This window comes from Nostoc sp. JL34 (genome assembly GCF_017114945.1).
Taxonomy (GTDB): Bacteria; Cyanobacteriota; Cyanobacteriia; order Cyanobacteriales; family Nostocaceae; genus Nostoc.
Map to the genome: position 1 here is coordinate 1 of NZ_JABXKQ010000128.1, position 21,508 is coordinate 21,508.

The window sequence follows — 21,508 nt, forward strand, 5'->3', positions numbered from 1 at the left end:
CAGTCCCCAGTCCCCAGTCCCCAGTCCCCAGTCCCCAGTCCCCAGTCCCCAGTCCTTCGATCAGGAAAGATGCTGTTCAAGAAATGTTCGGATTTTTTCAATCTGAAAATTATCTGCATACTTACGGACTGCTTTAACAAACGGTTGGTACTGTTCATCCACTTTTTCCAAAGTTTTTAGCTGTTGCTCGATGGCCATCAAGCGCCCCTGCAACGCTAATGTGTGCAATTGTGACAAAACCTCTGCGGTTGGGGGAACGATCTCATCTGGGGTGGATAGAGACATTGCCTCTGAGTTGCCTGTCATTGCTTCTACAACAATGGAGTTTTGGTTATAAATCCATTTCAAACCCAGGTATTTTTCCAACAACTTCAGCAGCGCTGGGGCTTCTACAGGCTTGGGTAAAAACGCATCGGCTCCGGCTGTGATACTCTCATTTTGGTTACTTTCAAATACACTAGCTGAAGAGGCGATCGCAGGAACATTCTGCAACTCTGGAATCTGTCGCAATTGCCGCAGCATCTCGTAACCATCCATTTCTGGCATCATCAAGTCTGTAATAATCAGGTCAGGATGAATCTCCTTCGCCTTGTCCAATCCTTCTCGACCGTTGCTGACGGCAATCACTGCAAAACCCAAAGGTTCCAGTAAACTGACCAAAACTGACCGATTCTCCCAACGATCATCGACTACCAACACCTGGCGCTTGCTGCCTTCAAATCCTATAATCTTCCCTTGCTTAGTTGTTCGCAGACTTGTTGCCCATTCTTGAGCTTCGGGAAGTTCCACCTCAAACCAGAAGGTGCTACCTTGTCCAACCTGGCTGTCTACATTTAGGGTGCTACCCATCAGAGAAACGATTTGCTGACTGATTGCTAGTCCTAATCCAGTACCTTCTGCTTGTTTCTTCAGATCGCCCACTTGTTCAAAGGGCTGGAAGATTTTTGTGAGTCCGATTGGCGATATTCCGACCCCTGTATCTTCTATTTCAAAGCGAATTTGATAGGTTGCAGTTTCCAGTTTGTGAGTTTTAACGCGAAATCTAACTTCACCTTCGTCAGTAAACTTAATAGCATTGCCCAATAAGTTAATCAGCACTTGGCGGAGGCGTTTTTCATCGACTGTAATGCCAACAGGTAAATTAGCATCAGGTTGATAGATGAAGGGAATTCCTTTTTGACCAGCACGCACGCGCATCATCTCAGCAATGCCTTCGAGAAGTGCCGGTAAATACGCATCGCTGGGATATAATTCCAACTTGCGGGCTTCGATTTTGGCGAGGTCAAGGACATCATTAATCAGATTGAGCAAATGATTACCACACTGATAGATGATATCTACACCTTTTTTAGCTCGTTCTGTTAAGGGTTCACCATTTTGGAGAATTTGGGCATAGCCCAGGATGCCATTGAGCGGAGTTCGCAGTTCATGGCTCATGTTAGCAAGAAACTCACTCTTGGCAAGGTTTGCAGTATCGGCTTTCTCTTTTGCTTCTGCTAGTTCAAGTGTGCGTTCTTCTACCTTTTGTTCTAAGGTGGCAAAGGAGGTTTGTAACTGTTTGGCCATGCTGTTAAAAGATACGGAGAGTTCTCCAAGTTCATCGGTGCGTAGGCGTAGCCCGTCGTAGACATTGCTTGGTAGAGTGGCATTCCAATTCCCCGTTTCTAATTGCTTGGCAGCGCTATTGAGTTGTAAAATGGGTAGCACTACCAGTGATCGCGATAGCCAACGCACTAAAACTACAGTTACTAACAACACAGCGAAAAAATTTATCAGAGCAAATCCGGCTACCGAATATTCCTGGCGAACTACAGAACTTGCGTCCAGTTCAACCACCAAGAATCCATTCACCCGCCCCTGGAGATTGGTAATTGGGGCATAGCCGTAAAGAATGGTTTCGCCATTTGCAGTTTGGTGAAATTCCTCCTCAACAAACGGTGCATTGTGGGCAACGGCTGCATACAAATCATCTAATGACTTTGTGTAATCCATGCCAATCAATACACCTTTGCCTTGATCGGCAGGGTCGTAGTTTAAGACATAGACAAATTTTTTATTTGGTTGTTGGCGTACCGTATAAATACGCTTAATATCTTTACTGGTTGCTTGAATTGCTACAAGCTTCTCTTGATTAATTTTGTAAAAGGCTGAGGTGCGATCGCTACGCTGGAGAACCAATCCGTGATAATCGCTGTCGATTTGGGGAACTGCTAGACTGACAATCGCCAAAAGACGATTACGGATTGCCTGTCGTTGACTAGAGTACAACTGCCAGTACATCCCAGAAGCTATTGTTCCAGCCATCACTGCGATTAGCACTGAATAAGAAGCAATAATTTTTGTGCTGAGGTTCCAATTTCGCACGCTCTGTGGCTCCTTTTGCGGTCTCAAACTACTGAGATAGGCAGTGCATTGTTAATCACTCCTAATGTTATTCTTGCCCAATTATTTCTAAGATGCCCACTTCATCTGTGAGATGAACAGTTGGATTGGGGATTGGGGAGTGGAGATTAAGGATTGAGCATTTGTTATTTCTCCTTGTCCCCCTCATAGCCCAAGGCTAGCGCGGTAAGCGGCGCGTTGAGACTCACGCCCCACTTTATTGGTAATCTGCTCCCATCCCTGTTCAATCTGCTGCATTGTTTGCTCTGTGGTAAGTTTGTTCGCTAAAAAATCAGATACAGCCGCATCGAGGACTTCAAATTGATATTCCTGATTATGGGGAATGCTCAAATTCAAAACTATGTTGGGGCTGTTCAGGCTTACTCCAATTGCTCCAAGATAGTTGTTGGCAGCTTCGGACGACAGTCCTGCTTTAATCCAGGGATCTGAGTTTTCAAATTGCGAAATTCGGTAGGGATTGAAGCCAGTTGTACCAATGGTTACATCTACATTGGACTGAGTAGGTTGACTGATATAGGAGAGAAACGCATATGCGGCATCCTGTACCCTCGGTGCTACCTTGGCATGAATCACACCAGTCCAACCGACATTGGCTGCGTAGGGCGCGTGATTGACACCATCAATAGCATAAGGACAGGTAAACTTATTACAGGCGACCAATTTGTTGGTCTTGCGATCGAGGACTTGAGTAGTACCTGGAGTGATGACAGCACCGACTTTATCCATCACTTTAGACACAGACAAATCTATAGCTAGAGGCCCGACATCGCCCCAATCAATAGTCAGAGCGCACCTGCCAGTGATAAATAATTCTCTAGCTTTAGAACCACCCAGATTTTCATCCTGGAGAACTCCATAATCCATCGTTTTTTTGTAAATATCCAGTGCTTTGGCAAAAGCTGGATTGTTCACTAGGGGTTTCATCGTATCTGGATCAAAAAATGCCCCTTGTACTGTTCCCTGAGATTGCAAAAAAGGAGTAGCAATAGATATCAACATACTTGTGCTATTTTCATGAGCACGCTTTGAAATACAAGAGCCATAGTCTGCTTTACCATCGCCATTTAGGTCTTTACCGTGAAACCGTTTAGCGATCGCCAAATACTGATCCCACGTTTCTGGAGGCGTTAAACCAACTTCCTTTAACAGATCGCTGCGGTAATAAACCATGTGAAAATCGCCATCCAACGGAATACTGTAGGTGCGCCCTTTATAAGTCGCACTGACATTCCGAAAGATCGGAGCGATATCATCCCACTGCAAAGCAGCATCAGTCTTCACTCGTGCAGTTAAATCTTCCAGATAACCAGCGTTGATAAAGTCAATCAACCATTGAGGCAAGATAACTGCTATATCGTACTTTGAATTGTTACCAGACCAGTTCTTTTGCAATATGGTGTAAAGATTTTTAAAGGGAATACCCGTTAGATTGACCTTCGCTCCAGTCAGCGATTCAAATTCAGCAATATGTCGCTTAGTCCCCGTATAAATGGCTTCATCATGAGTAATGACGTTGATCGTCACACCGTCAAAGCGTTGTGCAGTCGGGTTGGTCTGGGTAGGCCCAGGAGATGAAGCTGTTTGAGAATTGGGTGGGTAAAAACTGCAACCTGGAACTCCTAAGCTCAACCAGAGGGCAGCCAAGAAAATCAGACCATATCGAACTACCTGAAAGTGGGAGCAAAAGCTCCGCCAATGAGACATTTTATCCTTCATAGTTGTAATCGGTATATAATTGGTTTTAATTTTCCACTGTGGGTTGATTTGACAATCTGACGAGCGATCATTAAGCTTTTTTATCTACCACTGCCCCTTATGGGGTTAGCCCAAGGCTAGCGCGGTAAGCAGCGCGTTGAGACTCACGCCCCACTTTGTTGGTAATCTGCTCCCATCCCTGTTCAATCTGCTGCATTGCCTCCTGTGTCGTCAGTTTGCTTGCTAAGAAATCGGCGAGAACAACATCGAGGACATCCAATTGATATTGCTGGTTATGAGGAATCCTCAGATCCAAAACCATGTTTGGACTATTCAGGCTGACACCGATCGCACCTAAATAGTTGTTGGCAGCATCGGGCGACATCCCTGCTTTGAGCCAAGAATCAATGGTTTGAAATTGAGAAATCCGGTAAGGGTTGATACCTGTCTCGCCGATAGTGACATCCACATTTGCCTGAGCAGGCTGACTCATATAGGAAAGGAACGAATATGCAGCATCCTTGACTGTTGGTACTGCCTTTGCATACACAACACCAGACCAACCCACGAAGGCAGTAAAAGGCGCATGATTAACCCCAGCAATGCTATATGGACAGCTAAACTTATCGCAAGCTACCAATTTCCCTGTTTGACGATCGAGTACCTGAGTGCTGCCCGGAGTCACAACAGCGCCTACTTTGTCAATTACTTTCGACGTAGCCGGATTGATTGCTAATGTGCCAATATCTCCCGATTCCAGAGTCAAGGCGCATCTGCCGCTGGTAAACAGTCGTCTTTCTTCAAAGAGACTCAAGTTTGCTTCATTGGGCGGGCCATACTCCATCGTTTTTTTATAGATATTTAACGCCTTAGCAAACGCTGGATTGCGAACCAAAGGTTTCATGGTTTCCAGATCAAAAAATATTCCTTGTGCTGTTCCCTGAGATTGCAGCCAGGAACTAGCAATTGAGGCAAACAGCAAGTAACCGGCAAAGCGAGGGCCTTTTGCCATACAAGAGCCGTAATCCGGTTCCCCATCATTATTTAAGTCTTTGCCATGAAACTGTTTAGCGATCGCCAGATAATCGTCCCAAGTTGTCGGAGGCTCTAATCCAGCAGTTTTGAGGAGATCGCTGCGATAGTACACCATCTGAAAATCACCATCCAACGGGATCGCGTAAATGTGCTGTTTATACCTTGCACTCACATCTCGAAAGATGGGAGCAATATCCTGCCATTGCAAGGCCGAGTCAGACTGAACCCGATTGGTTAAATCTTCTAGATCGTTGGTATTGATAAAGTCAATTAACCACTTAGAAAGAATGACTGCCATATCGTACTTAGGAGTGCGGCTCGACCAGTCCTGTTGTAGTTTCTGGTAGAGGTCTCCAAACGGAAAAGCTACCATATTCACCTTTGCACCAGTCAGAGATTCAAACTTACCGATATGCCGATTAAGTGCAACATCCAGTACCCCTTTTTGGGTAATGACGTTAATCGTCACACCGTCAAAACGTTGTACAGCCGGGTTTATCTGGGTAGGCCCTGGAGATGAAGCTGTTTGAGAATTGGGTGGAGAGAAACTGCAACCTGGAACCCCTAAGCTCAACCAGATGGCAGTCAGAAAAATCAGATAATATCGAACTCGCTGCCACTGAGAGCGAAAGCTTTGCCAATAAGACATTTTATAATTACCTCCTTACAGTTATGAATCCAAAACTCCTGTCACAGTTTTAACTGCTAAGGTAAGGACAAAACCTGTAATTTTTGCTACTACAGAAGTGCAGTTCAGCTTGCCACACTGAGTTTCGTTGATAATTTGGCGATCGCTCGCTTTGTTAATTTTTATAACTCAAGCTTGATTAAAAACCGTGTTTAACACTAGCTGACAGCAGTAATTTATTAACAGTTGCACAGGTAGATACACTTAAGTTAATCTTTAAACTACCTATGGGCACTCCAATTAAAGGCATATTTAGAATCAATCGACAACAATACAAAAGATGATTAACTATTAACTTAATGACTAACAGACGCCAATTTTTAAAAGGGGTGACAGCATTTTCTAGCTTATCTTTAGGTGGTTGTGGCTGGAGGCTGGCTGAAGTCCGTGCTAATTCTAATACGAATGGTCAGCGTGACCAACTTTATATCTTTACCTGGACACAATATACTGACAATCAATTACTGAAAACTTTTAGCGCCCAAACTGGCATGAAAGTGCTGGCAGATGTGTATGATTCCAATGATGTCATGCTGGCTAAATTACAAGCTGGAGGCGGTGGCACTTACAGCATCATCAACCCATCTGATTATATGGTGCAGAAGATGGTAGACAAAGGCTTGTTAACAGAAATAAATCACGATCGCTTAATCGGTCTAGAGAATTTATTTCCCCGTTTTCAAAATCCTAGTTATGACCCCAATAACCGCTATAGTATCCCTTTTAACTGGGGTACGACAGGTTTACTTTACAATTCTGAAAAAATTAAAGATGCACCACAAGACTGGGATTACCTTTGGCAAAATCAAGAGCAACTTAATCAGCGAATTACTTTGCTCAATGATGTTCGAGAAGTGATGGGTGCAACCTTACGAATGCTCGGTTATTCTTATAACTCAAAAAATGAACAAGAAATCAAACAAGCTTATGAAAAATTGAAGGTTCTAAAACCTGCGATCGCCCGTTTTGACACTGACGCTTGGCAAAATCAAATTCTGGCAGGAGATTTGCTACTGGCAATGTGTTATTCGGCAGATGCAGTTAAAATCTCTCAAGAAAATCCTAAACTCAAATATGTAATTCCTCGCAGTGGTTCCTCATTATGGACAGACACTATTGTAATTCCCAAAACAGCCCCCAACCAAGCTGGAGCTTATGCTTGGATTAACATGATTTTGCAACCAGAAATCGCAGCCCAAATCACTCAACGCCTAAATATTTCTACACCGAATAACGCCGGATTTGAGCAATTGCCAAAAACAATCCAAAACAACACTAATTTGTTTCCCCCAGAGTCACTGTTAAAAAATTGTGAACGTGTTACACCTGTAGGAGAATTTGAAGAGGTTTACGATCGTTATTGGACTCAATTAACTAGCAGTTAATTGAGTTAGGAGTTAGGAGTTAGGAATGATTAATTTGGAAAAAAATGAGATTTCTAAAATAGAACAATTGCAGCACCCCGTAAGAAATTGGCTGCAACCTTTGGTATTACTGGCACCATCTGCGATTTGGTTATTACTTTTGTTGGTGCTGCCAACTTTGATAATTTTCGAGTTGAGTTTAGTTGCAGACATCCGACCGGGAGATGTGGTCAATCCCAACGGATTCAAAAACTACATCAGAATATTTGACTCCCTTTACGTGCAAGTCATTGGGCGATCGCTATTTTTTGCATTTGGTACTACCATCATTTGTTTAATTTTGGGCTTCCCCGTCGCCTATTGGATTGCTCAGATAGCGCCGCAGCGTTGGCGAAATTTGCTGCTATTAGGCTTTGTTCTACCTTTGTGGACTTCCTCGTTACTCCGTTCTTATGCTTGGATTACAATTCTTCGTCCTACTGGTTTATTGAACAGTTTATTTAGCAATTTAGGCTTGCCTACTTGGGAATTACTTAACAATAGTCAAGCTGTATTGATTGGCATGAGTTACAGCTTATTACCCTATATGGTTTTGATTTTATATGCTTCTCTCGAAAAGCTAGACAAGCGCTTGTTAGAAGCTGCGGCTGATTTAGGTGCAAATCCAGTGGAAACTTTTTACCAAATAACCGTACCGCAAATTTTACCTGGAATTGCGGCTGCTTCAATGCTTGTATTCATCACTGGGTTGGGGGATTTTGTCGATCCAGAATTACTCGGTGGTGCTTCTAGTATGACGGCAGCGCGGTTAATTTATAACCAGTTTCTTGGAGCAACGCAAAATTGGGGATTTGGTTCAGCTTTAAGTATGATGTTAATTTTGCTTGTTAGTATTGCGATCGCACTTTTAATTAAGTTTGGGGAAGCTGCACCCAAACGCTAAACTTTTGTTGGCTCATTTATAATAAAGGCATCAAACGCCAGCGAGACAACGGTTATGCTCTCACCCGATCTCAAAAATGCGTTACCAACTACCGATGAACTTCCCTGTTCAGACGATACCCCGGTGGATAACGAAGATCAAAACTTTTTGCCCAATATTTTACTCTTCTTACTTAACTCCATTTGGGCAAATCGCATGGATTGGTACTTCGGAGTAGATATGGGAGTGTATCACACCACAGGAGTAAATCCCAGAGTACCCGTAGTCCCAGATGCTTTTTTAAGTCTGGGAGTAGAACGCAAAAAGGGTGGTAAATCACGCAAAAGTTATGCGGTTTGGGAAGAAAATGGGATAGTTCCAATATTCACATTAGAAATGGTATCCCATACTCCAGGAGGTGAATACGACGAAAAGCTAGATACATATAGAAAACTCGGTGTATTGAACTACGTAATTTATAACCCTGAGTTTTGGCGACGCGACCAACATCAACCTTTTGAAGTATATAAGTTGATAGATGGAAATTACCAACTACAAATAGGTGAACCCTATTTGATGCCAGAGGTGGGGTTAGGTATTGGGCGACACCAAGCTGTAATTGCCGGGATACAACAGGAGTTTTTATGTTGGTATGATGAGCAAGGAAACCGCTATTTGACAGATGCAGAACAGGCACAACAGGAGCGGCAAAAGGCTGAACAGTTAGTGCAGTATTTACGTTCTCTAGGTGTAGATCCAAATAATCTACCTGGTAATTAAGGCGATGGTATTTCCAAAAAGATCAAACCGCAATGCGATAGTCATTAGTCATTATTGCTTGAAATATCACGCCCACTCTTTAACGTGGTTTGAATTAGTCCGGTGAAAGACAAAATTTTTCTGCCCACAAAGGACGGAATATGCACCAAAATCTTGGTTTTACCAACGACCTATGACTAATGAATAATGACTACTTAATCAATAATTTGTCACCATAAGTAAATGCTTAGAATCATCTTTGTTACTGTTAATTAAACTTTTGATTGTAGACAAAAATTCATGCTCTAAATAAGGCTTGGTTAAGTAAGCCTTAGCACCCAATTCCTGGGCAAGCTGGCGATGTTTTTCAGCGCTGCGAGAAGTCAGAATTACTACAGGTATTTTTGCTAAATTGGGGTATTGACGGAAATTGCTCAATAACTCAAAACCATTCATCCGTGGCATCTCTAAATCGGAGACAACAACTTGAATTTCTGGATGTAACTGCAACTTTTCTAGAGCTTCTACACCATTTTGAGCTTGTATTACTTGATAGCCAGATTTTTGTAGAGTGAGAGAGAGAGTTTGTCGGAGACTAATTGCGTCATCTACTACTAAAATAAATTTTGGTGATTTATTTTCTGGCTCTTGAGAATAATTGGGTTGGGTTTCTATAGTTGTTGTAGAAGTAGATGCAACAAGTAATGGTGTAGATGAAAAAGTATGTCCTGATATCGGCAAAGCTTTTTTATTTGGCGAAGAAGCTACTGGTAGCGCCCTGATATCAAGTGTTGTTTGTTGGATTTCACTAGACTTTACTAGCAAGGAAGCATCAATCACTAAGATGAGATTACCATTAGCTAAACTACTACAACCATAAATGTATTTTGGCGGTGCGATCGCATTTCCTAAAGGTCTAATTACCAGTTCTTGTTCACCAATTATTTGGTCAACTTCTAAAGCAACCTTTCCCTGATTTCGTCGTAGCAAAAGTACCGGATTTTTCGCTACGCTTGGATCGTGAGTATTTGATGTATTGTATGAAGTAGCACTATTAAAGAATGAATCATTATAATCAATCAACTTTGAAAGTTGACGGAGGCTGACCATAGTTTCATCATTGTCTGTGTTCCAATGCAAGACTTTTTTTCCTTCAATTTCTTTAATCTGTTGCTCGGAGGGAATCAAGATTTTTTCTACACTGTCCAAAAGCAGGGCATAAATAACACCTTTGGCTTGAACTAGCATTAATTTTTCTGTAGTCATAGAAAAAGGAATTTTGAGTATGAATATTGATCCTTGGTTGGGTAAAGATTGAACTGAAATTGAGCCGTTAAGTGCGTGTAACTGAGTACGCACAATATCTAAACCCATACCGCGCCCAGAAATTTCGCTTACTTTATTAGCAGTAGAGAATCCAGGCGAAAATATCAAATCTAAAAGTTCAGGTTCAGCTAAATTAGAAGCATAGGTTCTAGTTTTTTCTTCAGTTTGTATGGGATAAAAATCAGCAGCTTTTCTGCGAATTCTATCTAAATTCAATCCTTGACCATCATCCCGAACTTCGATAACAGTTTGGCTACCCTGATGATAGGCGCAGATTTCGATTAAACCTTGTTCTGGTTTACCAAGCTCTCGGCGAACTTGCGGAGCTTCAATACCGTGGTCAAAAGCATTACGCACTAAGTGTAACAAGGGATCGTAGAGCTTTTCTGCGATCGCTTTATCTACTAGTACTTCAGTACCAGTAAGTTTTAATTCTACAAGTTTGGCATAAACATTCCCCAACTTATCTACCATGTGAGGAAAGCGATTCAGGATATTGCCCAAGGGCGACATTCGTGCTTCTACTAAGCTATCTATAATATTAAGAGTTAAATTTTCTTGTTTGTCACTAATTTGAGCAGCTTGCGTCACAAGCAAGTCAAGAGACTCTGTGGTTTCTTGTAGTTGCAGTGTTTCTTCTATTGCTTCATGCAATGTCATATGAAATTCTGTATATACATCCATTTCTAAAGAGTCAAAGTTCACTGCAAAATTTTGCGTTTGTTGGGAGGTAATATTTTGTATTTGTAATGGTAAATCACGTAATTCATTTAAAGTAGTTTGGTGTCTAGTGAGTTGTTGTATTAATTGTTCAATTATTTCTTTGACTTGTTCATCTTGCAAACTACGCCGTTTTTGGTAAATCAGTAATTCTCCAGCTAGATAATTGAGATGTTGCAGTCTTTCTGTATCGACTCGAATAAATGAAGGTTGACGAAAATTTTTAGTTTGAACATATTGCGATTGATATTCTATTTCTTTGTTGATTTGTGTAGCTAAATCGGGTACAACTTCAATAGCTGTTTCAGCAGTATTTATAACTACCTGCTCACTGACAGTTAATGAATCAAGCTTTTCTGAAGAATCATCAGTCTGGGTCGTCACGACTTCAGCAGCAAGATTTTGATTAGCGTCTTCTCCCCATATTGTTTCTAGTAAGTTGTCAATTGCTTGAGGAGATACAGATATTTCTTTAATAACTAGCAGTGTTTGTAACTTGGGACTATCAAGCCAGTTTTTCTCTTCGCCAGTAACAGGAGGATAATTTTTATATTCTTTTGCTAATTTATGAATTTGGTTCTGGAGAATTTTAATTACTAAGAGGTAGCTGTCAGAGGGTTTTAGGGAATATTGGAATTTTGCAACTGCAAATAGAATGATTAAGATGATCCCCCGTCGATAAATACAAAGACTTTGACTATCTTCTTCATTTTGGACAAAATCAATAAACTTTTCCAGCCAATTTTCGATATAATTAAGTAGACTTTTTCTTTCTAATGTAGGAACCAACAAAGTCAAGCTAAGTTCTACCTCTGGTATTTGCATCTGATGATTAAACCAGCCAAAAATGTAGCGAATTACTTTTAAATAAAACTTGGCAGTTGCTGGCTTTACCGATTCATTTTTCTGGTTATCAGATGTAGTAAGAAACTGGTAGAATTCTTTTTCATTGATAATAAATGTGCCAGCCAATGAATTATTTGGCAATTCTTCAGATAACTCATTATTTGCCACTGTTGTAAGCTTTCGCAAACCTGGAGAAGGCTCTCCACCAGATGTGCGATCGCCTTCTAATACTAATTTTTGTGCTTCTTGTAAATCTGCAAGGGCAATTTCTGCAATTTGCTGCACCTGGGTAGGATTTGCTTGCAGTGCTGATAAAATTGTTTGAGAAATTTCTCCTAATCCAGGTAAATTTAGAGATTCTGCCAATCCGATAAATACTTCAGCTTGAGAGTGTAAGAACTCGATAAATTCCTCAATATTTGGTGGATTGTTAACAGCGTCAGCAATACTATTGAGACGCTGCTCTACTCCCACTTCAAAAACGGACTGCACAATATCAAATCCCAATTCTTCAGAAGTGGGAATATGAGATTCAGCCCCAAATGCATCACCTAGTTTTTCTTGCAACTGTGCAAATACTGAAGTGGCTCTATGTAGCAGTTCTTCATCGTTAACAGTACTGCCTATTAGTTCAGTATTTAATGCTATGCTTAGACACTCATAAGCTTGTAGCAAAAGTGTTTGTAATTCGGCATCAACTACTACTGTTGGATTATATAGAGCCTTAAATACATCTTCTAAAAAATGGGCTATCATCTTAATTACTTCTAGCCCAACATTAGCAGCACCACCTTTAAGTGTATGAGTAGCCCGCATTAAGTTATGAACTTTGGCAGTGCTATAACCTTCCGATAAACTAAATAGTTCTTGTTCAATAATTTGGACTAATTCCGGGGCTTCAGCCAGAAAGTAGATGTATCCTTGCTCGCGAATTTCTTTATCTGTGATCATAATTAAGGAGTTAGGAGTTGGGAGTTGGGAATTAGGAAGTGGGAGTTAGGAACTGGGAGTTAAGAGTTAGGAGTTGATCAACAGCAAATTAAAAACTTTTATGCTGAAGAATATTTTCTGCCAATTGCACTCTTCTTTAGTCGAAATCAAAACTCACAATCAAATATGGACAAAGCATTTAGAAATATCGTTACGATGTCAAAAATTATCAAAAAAATGCTTTGTCGCCATAGCTCCTAAGTAAGTCTGTGAGAATAAGTCAAGGTACATTAAGTAATGTAACAAATACTGAGATTATTTCGTAGTAAGGGATTCAGCCCTCAAATGAGGACTAAAGTCCTCACTACAAACCTTGAATTATTCACGCCACTCTACTTAAGTCCTAACTTTTGATCAATTCACTTTAAACTTACCAGCAGCTGTTAATAACTCTTGCGCCATCCCTGATAAATCTTGGAACACACTAGCAATTTCTTGAGATTCAGCAAAAGTTTTATTAGCAATTTCTGCTACATCTTGCATTGATTTAGTTACTGTTACAGATTGCGCCATTTGTTTTTGAGTCGCTGCGGTAATTCGCTCGATTAGCTGACTAATTTCGGCAGTTGCAGAAACGATCGCATTTAAGTTTTGGCGAGTGTCACTGACAAGATTTGTACCTTCAACTACCTGCTGAATACCAGTCTCCATTGCTACTGCAACCTCCCCAGTTTCTGCTTGAATTTCCTGAACTAATTTTTCAATTTCGATGGTTGCTGCTGCTGATTGGCGAGATAAAGAACGGACTTCATCAGCTACAACTGCAAAGCCTTTGCCATATTCACCTGCACGGGTGGCTTCAATGGCTGCATTCAAAGCCAGTACGTTTGTCTGTGTGGCAAAATTACCAATCAAATTCACCACTTTAGAGATTTTTTGTGAGGATTCGCTGAGGCGTTTAATTTTTTTGCTGGTTTGAGCAACGGTGTCGCGAATTCCTTGGATTGCTTTTACAGTCAAGTTCATAGCGGTATCCCCAGACTCTACAGTTTGATTGGCTTGTTGCACTGCTAGTTGCACTAACTCGGCATTTGCCACCACAGCTTCAGTAGAGTCCACCATATGTTGAATTTCGCCTAAGGCTGCGGTAATTTCTTCAGACTGTTGTTGCGCCAGATTGGTCAGTCCCGCTAGTGAAGCCTCACTATTACTAGAAGTTTGGGCAACTTGTTGAGCAGCGCCCTGTACGTGAATAACGATTTGCCGCAGCGCTTGTAGGGTATTATTGTAGGCATCGGCGATCGTACCTAGCTCGTCTTCGGTAATCGGTGCGCGTACCGTTAAGTCGCCGTTGAGGGCGGGTCTAAGGGCTGTTAGAAGTTGAATAGATCGTTGTTGTAGTAACTCCTTGGCTGCCTTTTCCCGTGCTGCTGCTTCTGCTAATTTTGCTGACTGCGCTTCTACTTGTTGCAAATATTCGGTCTGTTGTAATGCTAGTCCTAACTGACTGCCAATGCGTGCCAACAAATTGACTTGCGATTCTTCCCAATCACGAGTTCCCGAATTTTGATAAGCTGCTAGCAAGCCCCACAATTGTTCCCCAGCAAATACAGGAACGATCATATAAGCTTTAACTTCAAACTGCTCTAACATCTCAATGTGGCAGGGGAAATGACCTACCTGGTAGATGTCATTTACAACAAAGTTTTCCCCTTGGACATATCGACCTCCCTGAGTTTCTTGTAAGTGGGTATCTTCCCAGACAGTTTTGATATCGGGGCCTACCAGTCTTACCCAACCATGACCTACTGACTCAGACACAAATTCACCATTCCAGTCGGCATTGAAGCGATAGACTGCGACGCGATCGCATCGCAATAATTGCCGTACTTCTTGAGTGGTTATCTTAAAAATATCTTCCACATCGAAGATTTGCCGGATGCGGTTACTGATTTTTGTAACAGCTTTTTCTTGTTCTGCTAACTGAGCTAGTTGTCCAGATTTAACTCGCACTTGTTCAAGATATTCTGCCTGTGATATAGCTACACCAAATTGCAAGCCAATTTGAGTTAAAAAGCTGACTTCCCAAGGTTGCCAATCACGAGGCCCAGAGTTTTGATAAGCTGCTAGCAAGCCCCATAATTCTTCTCCAGAAAATACAGGTACAATCACATAGCCTCTAACTTCTAACTGCTCTAACATCTCAACATGGCAGGGAGAATGACCTACTTTATAGATGTCATTAGCGACAAAGCTTTCACCTTGGACATATCGACCCCCTTGATTTTCTTGCATATAGGTATCTGCCCAGACAGTTTTAAGATCGGGGCCTACCAGTTTTATCCAATTATTACCCACTGACTCAGCGACAAATTCACCACTCCAATCAGGATTGAAGCGAAAAACTACAACGCGATCGCATCGCAATAATTGGCGTACTTCTTGGGTGGTTGTTTTGAAGACGCTATCTACATCTAAGGATTGTCGGATGCGGTTGACTATTTTGGTTAAAGCTTTTTCTTGTTCAAGTATTTGAGCTAGTTGCTCAGATTTTTTATCCACTTGTTCCAGATATTCCCCTTGTGAGATAGCCACACCAAATTGCAGCCCAATTTGAGTCACAAAAGTTTCTTCCCAAGGTTGCCAATCACGAGGCCCAGAATTTTGGTAAGCTGCCAGCAAACCCCATAATTTTTCTCCAGAAAATATTGGCGCAATGACGTATGACTTCATTTCATACTGCTCTAAAATGTCAATGTGACATTGAGAATGGCCCATTTGATAAATGTCATTGGCTATGAAGGTTTCACCCTTGGCATAACGTCCTCCTTTTGTGTCTTGTAAGTGGGTATCTTCCCAGACCATGGAAAAATCAGGCCCGACCATTTTTATCCAGCCATTACCCACTGACTCAGCAACAAACTCGCCACTCCAGTCAGGTTTGAAGCGATAGACACCGACGCGATCGCATTTTAGTAATTGACGTACTTCTTGAGTGGTTGTTTGAAAAAGCTTATCGACATTTGATGCCCGCAGAATTTTGTCAATGACTTTAGCTACCGATTTTTTTGCTAGTATCCGCTGTTGCTGTTCTTTTTGGAATTCAAAGCTCTGCAATTTATAGGTCAGTTCTGTTGTAATTTGAGACAGAAGACTAATTTCTACTTCTTGCCACTGTCGCGTTGAGTAGCAATTATTTACTGATAGTAATCCCCATACTTTCCCTTCTACTAAAATCGGTAAACTCAAACTAGCTTTAATTTGAAATTTTTCTAGCAGTTGCTTTTGATAGGGTGTAAGTTGTATTTGATTGATATCGTCAATAACTACAGATTCTATATAGTCTTGATTGGTATATAAGCCAAAAATAATTCCTGGAATATTTTCGCCTAAAGTCGGTGTCCAACCTAGTGTTCTGGATTCTGCTAAAACATTACCTGATTCTCGAGAAGTAAACTGATAAATTAAAGCGCGATCGCAACCAATCTTTTCTCTAATTTGCGCTACAGTAATTTTGAGTAGTGTATCCAGGTCTGGTGCTTGACGCATATGAGTTGCAATGTCTTGCAACTGTCGCCGCCAAGCTTTAAATTCCTGAGCAATCGCATTTAATAAAGATATTTCATTACTGGCAATATTCGATATATTCACGTTACCATTTTGATTTTCTAATTCAGAGATTAGATGATCATTTTCATGGCTATTGTTATACAAGAACGTCATTTGATTAACCTCAAAATTTGTAATGAGTAATAATTTAATATGTGGCAGATAAGAGCAATCTGATATTTGAGCATTAAAGATTAGGGATTGTGAAAATACTACTCTTGATCAACTGTTACGAAGTATTCAATTATGAATTGCCCACATAGGAGCTTGGATAATCGTTATGGCATTCAAATTAAAAATCATGTCCTCCGAATCATTAATAAAGTATCCCTGTAAGAAAGGTGATATTTTAGGATAAAATAATTCAGCAGTTGCGGGTTTCATTTCTTTAGTATCCAGCCATTCAATATCTATAAGCTGTCGCACCAATAGTCCCAAGTACTTACCCTTATTTTCCAAAACAATCGCCATCATTCTTGAAAGTAAATTTGGCCCTTGCGAAATTGGAGGATAACCTAACATTCCCTCTAAATCTACTAACCAAAGCATCTCACCACGCCAGTTATAAATACCCAAAACACTACTGGGCATCTGAGGAACGCCACATATTTCTGGTAATGATACTTGCAAAACTTCTGTAATGTGTTGTAACGAAATTACGGCTGTATCACTTACTCCCAAATTAAAACTTAAAAACTTTTCCTTGGTTTCCAAACTTATTGATCCTTTATCCTTGATAATTTACCTTTAGCTACTATTTGCAGTTATTATTTGATTTCACAGAGGTTATACTTTAGAAAAAATAACTTCTAGTGTTTGTTGATTAACAACATTTTTGTTAATTAATTAATTAATCGCTTTAAAATTACCACTAATTCGTCTCGATCGATCGGTTTTGAGAGATAACCATCAGCGCCTAACATATTACCCCAAATTTTATCTACATCACTATTTTTTGTAGAGCAAAAAACCACGGGTATTTTACTAGTGTTGGGATTATTTTTCAGTTCTCGGCAAATTTCAAAGCCACTTTTACCTGGTAAAATTACGTCGAGAAATATTAGGTCTGGTTTATTTTTATCTATTTTTTCTTGAGCCTCTTCACTGCTGGTAGCGCTAATCACAGAATAACCTGCCTGTTGTAAGTAACGGCTGATTATTTCCATATCTGTTAAGCCATCTTCAACAACTAAAACAGTATTCATGGCAATTACTCGTTAAATTTTTCTCAAAATGTAAGTAAATTAGGCATACAAATCCTAAATGATTTCTTAAAAAAGACATGGAAGGGACTAGAGACTAGCCCTAACCCCTTTGCCCTAACCAATATTTCACAAATCAAATAGGACTGCTATAAATACAAAAATTTGTATTTGTCTAATTTTGATTCAATCTTTATGTATCAACCTCAGAAAAAGTACGTAATAAACGTAAATTAATATATATAGATGCAAAATATTTTTATCGCCGAGGTTGAAATTTTGAATTTTTGATTACACATCCAAAAATATCTAATATGAAGCGAATTAAAACACGAAAATAAATTTAAACTCTGTCTGCCAAAATCTAAAATTAATTGGCAAGCTCCTGACTTAATTGTTGGGGTAAATCTCAAATACAAAAACTAAAATTGTTTTACCTCAGGAATTTAATTTTTACTGAGGTGGAAAAATATATAAATTTTGAAGAAGAATTTAGAATCAAAAATAGCCTCTAATTCTCCCTAATTACAAATCTCTAAATTAGATTTACTCTTGTCAGTGGAGACAGTCGGTGTAGGTAAATATTTACGCACTATACCCATTACCTTATCAGCCACTACAGGTTTAGTGAGAAAATCTGTAGAACCAACTACTTTGGCACGAACTCTATCTAAAAGACCATCACTGCCTGTTAATATAATTATTGGTGTGTTGGCAAAAGTAGATATTCGTCGCAACTGAGTGCAAATTTCGTAACCACTGGCAACTGGCATAATCAAATCCAAGAAAATCAGGTCTGGTTTATCCTGAATGAGGGTTGGTAGAGCTTGTACAGCATCTTGAATCTTGATAAATCTCAATCCATGTGAAGTGATAATATCCTCTAGCATTTTACATACCTGAGGGCTATCATCAACGCAAGCCACTAGTGGAGCAATCCGCTTCTTTACTTGTGTGGTGGTGGAGTTATTGTTGACTTCAGTAACTCCTAAAGGCAAGTCTGGGACTTCCACCAATTCAATGATTCCTTTAAGGACATAGGGAAGCAACGAACGGGTAAGTGGCAGTACACTCTGCTTCATTTTCATGGCTAAATCTCGCAGAGTTAATTTGCCGTTGATTAAATTCACAAAGTTTTTATAGACAGATGGACTTACCATCTGCTCAAGTTGCTCTGGTCGCCGCAGAACTGGTGCCAAGTCAGGAGAAAAATTTGCTAAACCGGCTTCTGACCAAATTTTCCACGAGTCTTGCATATGCTTTACAGACATTTCTGCACTCGTGAAACTCATTGGGGTTTCTAGGATCACTTCTTGGCTACGATTGCAACTTATAGAAGCAAAGTTTCCTTGCAGAGCTAGGTCAAATAATAGTTCTGCTATCGTGTTATCGACAATAGAGTTAATCTGTTCCCTCTGGATTTTCTGTTTTTTATACAATATTTCTAGAAGACGATAATCCCAATAATCAATCGATAGGTCTTGCAAACGCAACTGTAACTTATCAACATCAATTTGGGGACAGTTTTGAGCCATATGTCTACGCCAGCGTCGAAAGGGATGAGTTCCCCCCGTTGCCCAAACTATTCGTCCCAGCCGATAGTAAAAAGTCCATTGGCTGCCCTTTGAACTCTTAATATTTAATTTGCCATTATATTGCAGCTGAGTACAAGTTTTAAATTCATTTACTAGATTATTTGAAATAACTTCCCGAGGGGACATAGTTTGTTCCTTTTATAAAAAAGCTAACTCTTGAAAAACCTATGCTAGCTATATAGTGGTCAGCAGATATGTGAATCAGTGCAAATACATTTGGTCTGTAGCAGTCTAAATCAAGATTATTAAAAGCAGAAAGATGGGAAGTTCGCAAAGCTATTGCTAGTAAATATATATTTATCTAGCACAGAGTTTCTTATTGGCAGACTTTTCTTTTCTGCTAATATTTCATTACTCAAGTAGGTTGCCATAGTTCACATCATAAAAATGAATTCAGTATTTGATATATTATTTTAAGAATTTTCATCCGGAATTATATCCGTATAAGTTCTGAATTTTGGTTAAAAATAGATTAGTTACTGAGATTGACAATAAATGTTAAAAATATTTACTTAACTTTACTGTTCACTAATTTTTATCAGTTAATGTCAGCTTTTCTAGAGAATATTGTTCTTAAAAAAAGGCGTGCTACTAAGATAAGTAGCAGCCATGTATAGACTATTTATTTAGGAAAATTTCTTCAAGGTTGCTTGTGGTTTTCATAGCTCATAACAGCTGCCCTGAGATTACTTTGGTGTTCTGAAAGAAGCCGATCGCCTTCGTCTTTTTCTAAACCAGTCCAGTGCATTAATAGCGCTAGCTTGACCCATTTACCACTACGTTCTAGTAAAAAACCAGCAGCTTCCCGACTTAAACCCGTGAGGTCTTGCAAAATTCGCAAAGCGCGATCGCGTAACTTTTGATTTGTTACCGCCACATCCACCATTCGATTGCCATAAACTTTGCCTAGCTTGACCATCACCCCACTAGAAAGGATATTTAAAGCTAATTTAGTGGCTGTACCAGCTTTCAGGCGAGTTGAGCCGGCAATTATTTCTGGGCCTGTCAATAAGCGAATGTCAATATCGGCATCAAAGCTAACTTGTTCAGATGGAACACAGGCGATAAAAATAGTCGTGGCTCCCCGCTGACGAGCAGCATGAAGCGCACCGTGGACAAATGGCGTTGTCCCACCAGCGGTAATACCAACTACAACATCCAGTTGGGTAACGTGTCGCCCAGCGATCGCAGCCTCACCATCTTCGATGCTGTCTTCTAAATCCTCAGAACTGCGTACCAGCGCACCAGCACCACCAGCAATAATCCCCTGTACCAACTCTGGGGGTGTACAAAAAGTAGGTGGACACTCAGCAGCATCTAACACCCCTAACCGACCACTTGTCCCTGCACCGATATAAAATAAGTGTCCTCCGTGGCGCAAACGCTCTGCGGTGCTATCAATTGCTTCAGCCAACTGAATTTTTGCCGCTGCAACTGCTGCAACAGCCTTTTGATCTTCATCATTAAACAACTCCACCAATTCCAGAGAACTGAGCTGGTCTAAGTTAAGACTGTTAGGATTTACCAGCTCGGTTAAAAGATGCCCGCGTTCTTGCAAATTTGTCATTTGTCATTTGTCCTTTGTCCTTTGTTCTACCCTACGCCGCCCTTTCTTTGGGCATCTATCTATGTCCGTTGTCATTAGTCAGTTAGCGGCCAATGGCTAATGGCTAATGGCTAATGGCTAATGACTAATGACTAATGACTAATGACTAATTACAACAACCCTTCCAATTTGCGACGCATCTTCTCTAGTTCAGAATCAGACAATTCTGGTTCTTCTAGTGGCTGTTGATTGAGAGGGAAGGTGTCTTCAACAGTATCCCCCTTCTGGGCATCTGCTTGCCAGTCGGTTTCTTCCACATTAAGTTCTGGGACTTTACTAACTAAAGGGCTGTTTTCTGGGACGATTTCCCATTCATACCCAGCACTTTCGCAAAATTCCTTGATTTCCTCAGCATCCATCGGCTCCGGTGTGGGCGCGGGGAAATCCTGAGCTTCTAACATCAGGGCAAAGCGTGTCGCATCGTCTTCTGACTCGAACATCAGAATTTTATTGCGTAGCTTGCCGCCTTCGGCATCGCCCTCCCGAATCGTGTGAATCCCCTCATTTTCCGTTCGAGCATTAAAAATTAACACAAAGACACGCATTGGTGTAATCATCTGTCCTTTTTAAGGTCTATTCATATTAAAGTTCGAGATTGTGTCTCAAGGAAAGTCACAGGAACAATTTTCACTCTATTCAGATTTTCCTGAAAACGCCAATATTATTAAGCATAAGTATTGGATCGAGCAAATACCGTAACTCAACCAATGGGGTCTTGGGTTTAGTTGGCGTATCCTGGAAATGGCATACTGAATCAATGTGCCAGTTAATGCTTGTGTGTGCCAGCGATATCCGGCAATTAATACAG

At 40.6% G+C, this 21,508-nt stretch carries 13 protein-coding genes; 3 read left to right on the forward strand and 10 right to left on the reverse strand.

Features of this window, described 5'->3' with window-relative positions:
• Positions 1–60 precede the first annotated feature (60 nt).
• From HWQ44_RS22950 to HWQ44_RS22960, 3 genes are all read right to left on the reverse strand, one after another.
• Positions 61–2,364, reverse strand: coding sequence for an ATP-binding protein (locus HWQ44_RS22950; RefSeq protein WP_292723482.1), 2,304 nt, complete (start codon positions 2,362–2,364; stop codon positions 61–63).
• Positions 2,365–2,547: 183 nt separating this feature from the next.
• A complete protein-coding gene (locus HWQ44_RS22955) occupies positions 2,548–4,107 on the reverse strand; it encodes an extracellular solute-binding protein (RefSeq protein WP_292723484.1) in 1,560 nt (519 codons plus the stop codon).
• Between the two features lie 109 nt (positions 4,108–4,216).
• Entirely contained in the window at positions 4,217–5,782 is a 1,566-nt protein-coding gene (locus HWQ44_RS22960; protein WP_292723486.1) for an extracellular solute-binding protein, read from the reverse strand.
• Between the two features lie 338 nt (positions 5,783–6,120).
• On the opposite strand from HWQ44_RS22960, the gene HWQ44_RS22965 reads away from it, so the two are divergent.
• The 3 genes from HWQ44_RS22965 to HWQ44_RS22975 are packed head-to-tail and all read left to right on the forward strand — an operon-like array spanning position 6,121 to position 8,887.
• Positions 6,121–7,206: a spermidine/putrescine ABC transporter substrate-binding protein gene (locus tag HWQ44_RS22965; protein ID WP_292723487.1), complete on the forward strand. Its 1,086-nt coding sequence runs from the start codon at positions 6,121–6,123 to the stop codon at positions 7,204–7,206.
• A 25-nt stretch (positions 7,207–7,231) separates the two neighbouring features.
• Complete coding sequence (locus tag HWQ44_RS22970; protein WP_292723489.1) at positions 7,232–8,128, forward strand: ABC transporter permease; 897 nt, start codon at positions 7,232–7,234, stop codon at positions 8,126–8,128.
• A 54-nt stretch (positions 8,129–8,182) separates the two neighbouring features.
• Positions 8,183–8,887, forward strand: a complete 705-nt coding sequence (locus HWQ44_RS22975; protein ID WP_292723491.1) for a Uma2 family endonuclease — start codon at positions 8,183–8,185, stop codon at positions 8,885–8,887.
• A gap of 198 nt (positions 8,888–9,085) precedes the next feature.
• Here HWQ44_RS22975 and HWQ44_RS22980 read toward each other — a convergent pair whose 3' ends face one another.
• The 7 genes from HWQ44_RS22980 to HWQ44_RS23010 all read right to left on the reverse strand — a co-directional run bounded on the left by HWQ44_RS22980 (position 9,086) and on the right by HWQ44_RS23010 (position 21,257).
• On the reverse strand, positions 9,086–12,709 hold the full coding sequence (locus HWQ44_RS22980) for a response regulator (protein ID WP_292723494.1): 3,624 nt from the start codon (positions 12,707–12,709) through the stop codon (positions 9,086–9,088).
• Between the two features lie 393 nt (positions 12,710–13,102).
• Entirely contained in the window at positions 13,103–16,411 is a 3,309-nt protein-coding gene (locus tag HWQ44_RS22985; RefSeq protein WP_292723497.1) for a GAF domain-containing protein, read from the reverse strand.
• 126 nt (positions 16,412–16,537) lie between these two features.
• Positions 16,538–17,011: a chemotaxis protein CheW gene (locus tag HWQ44_RS22990; RefSeq protein ID WP_292723500.1), complete on the reverse strand. Its 474-nt coding sequence runs from the start codon at positions 17,009–17,011 to the stop codon at positions 16,538–16,540.
• Between the two features lie 128 nt (positions 17,012–17,139).
• Entirely contained in the window at positions 17,140–17,502 is a 363-nt protein-coding gene (locus HWQ44_RS22995) for a response regulator (protein WP_292723502.1), read from the reverse strand.
• A gap of 518 nt (positions 17,503–18,020) precedes the next feature.
• Positions 18,021–19,220 carry a response regulator gene (locus HWQ44_RS23000; RefSeq protein WP_292723505.1) on the reverse strand — a complete coding sequence of 400 codons (1,200 nt, stop codon included), beginning with the start codon at positions 19,218–19,220 and terminating at the stop codon, positions 18,021–18,023.
• A gap of 514 nt (positions 19,221–19,734) precedes the next feature.
• Positions 19,735–20,661 (reverse strand): N-acetylmuramic acid 6-phosphate etherase, encoded by a 927-nt coding sequence (gene murQ / locus HWQ44_RS23005; RefSeq protein WP_292723507.1) that lies wholly within the window; start codon positions 20,659–20,661, stop codon positions 19,735–19,737.
• 149 nt (positions 20,662–20,810) lie between these two features.
• Positions 20,811–21,257: a DUF3110 domain-containing protein gene (locus tag HWQ44_RS23010; protein ID WP_292723511.1), complete on the reverse strand. Its 447-nt coding sequence runs from the start codon at positions 21,255–21,257 to the stop codon at positions 20,811–20,813.
• Positions 21,258–21,508: the final 251 nt, after the last annotated feature.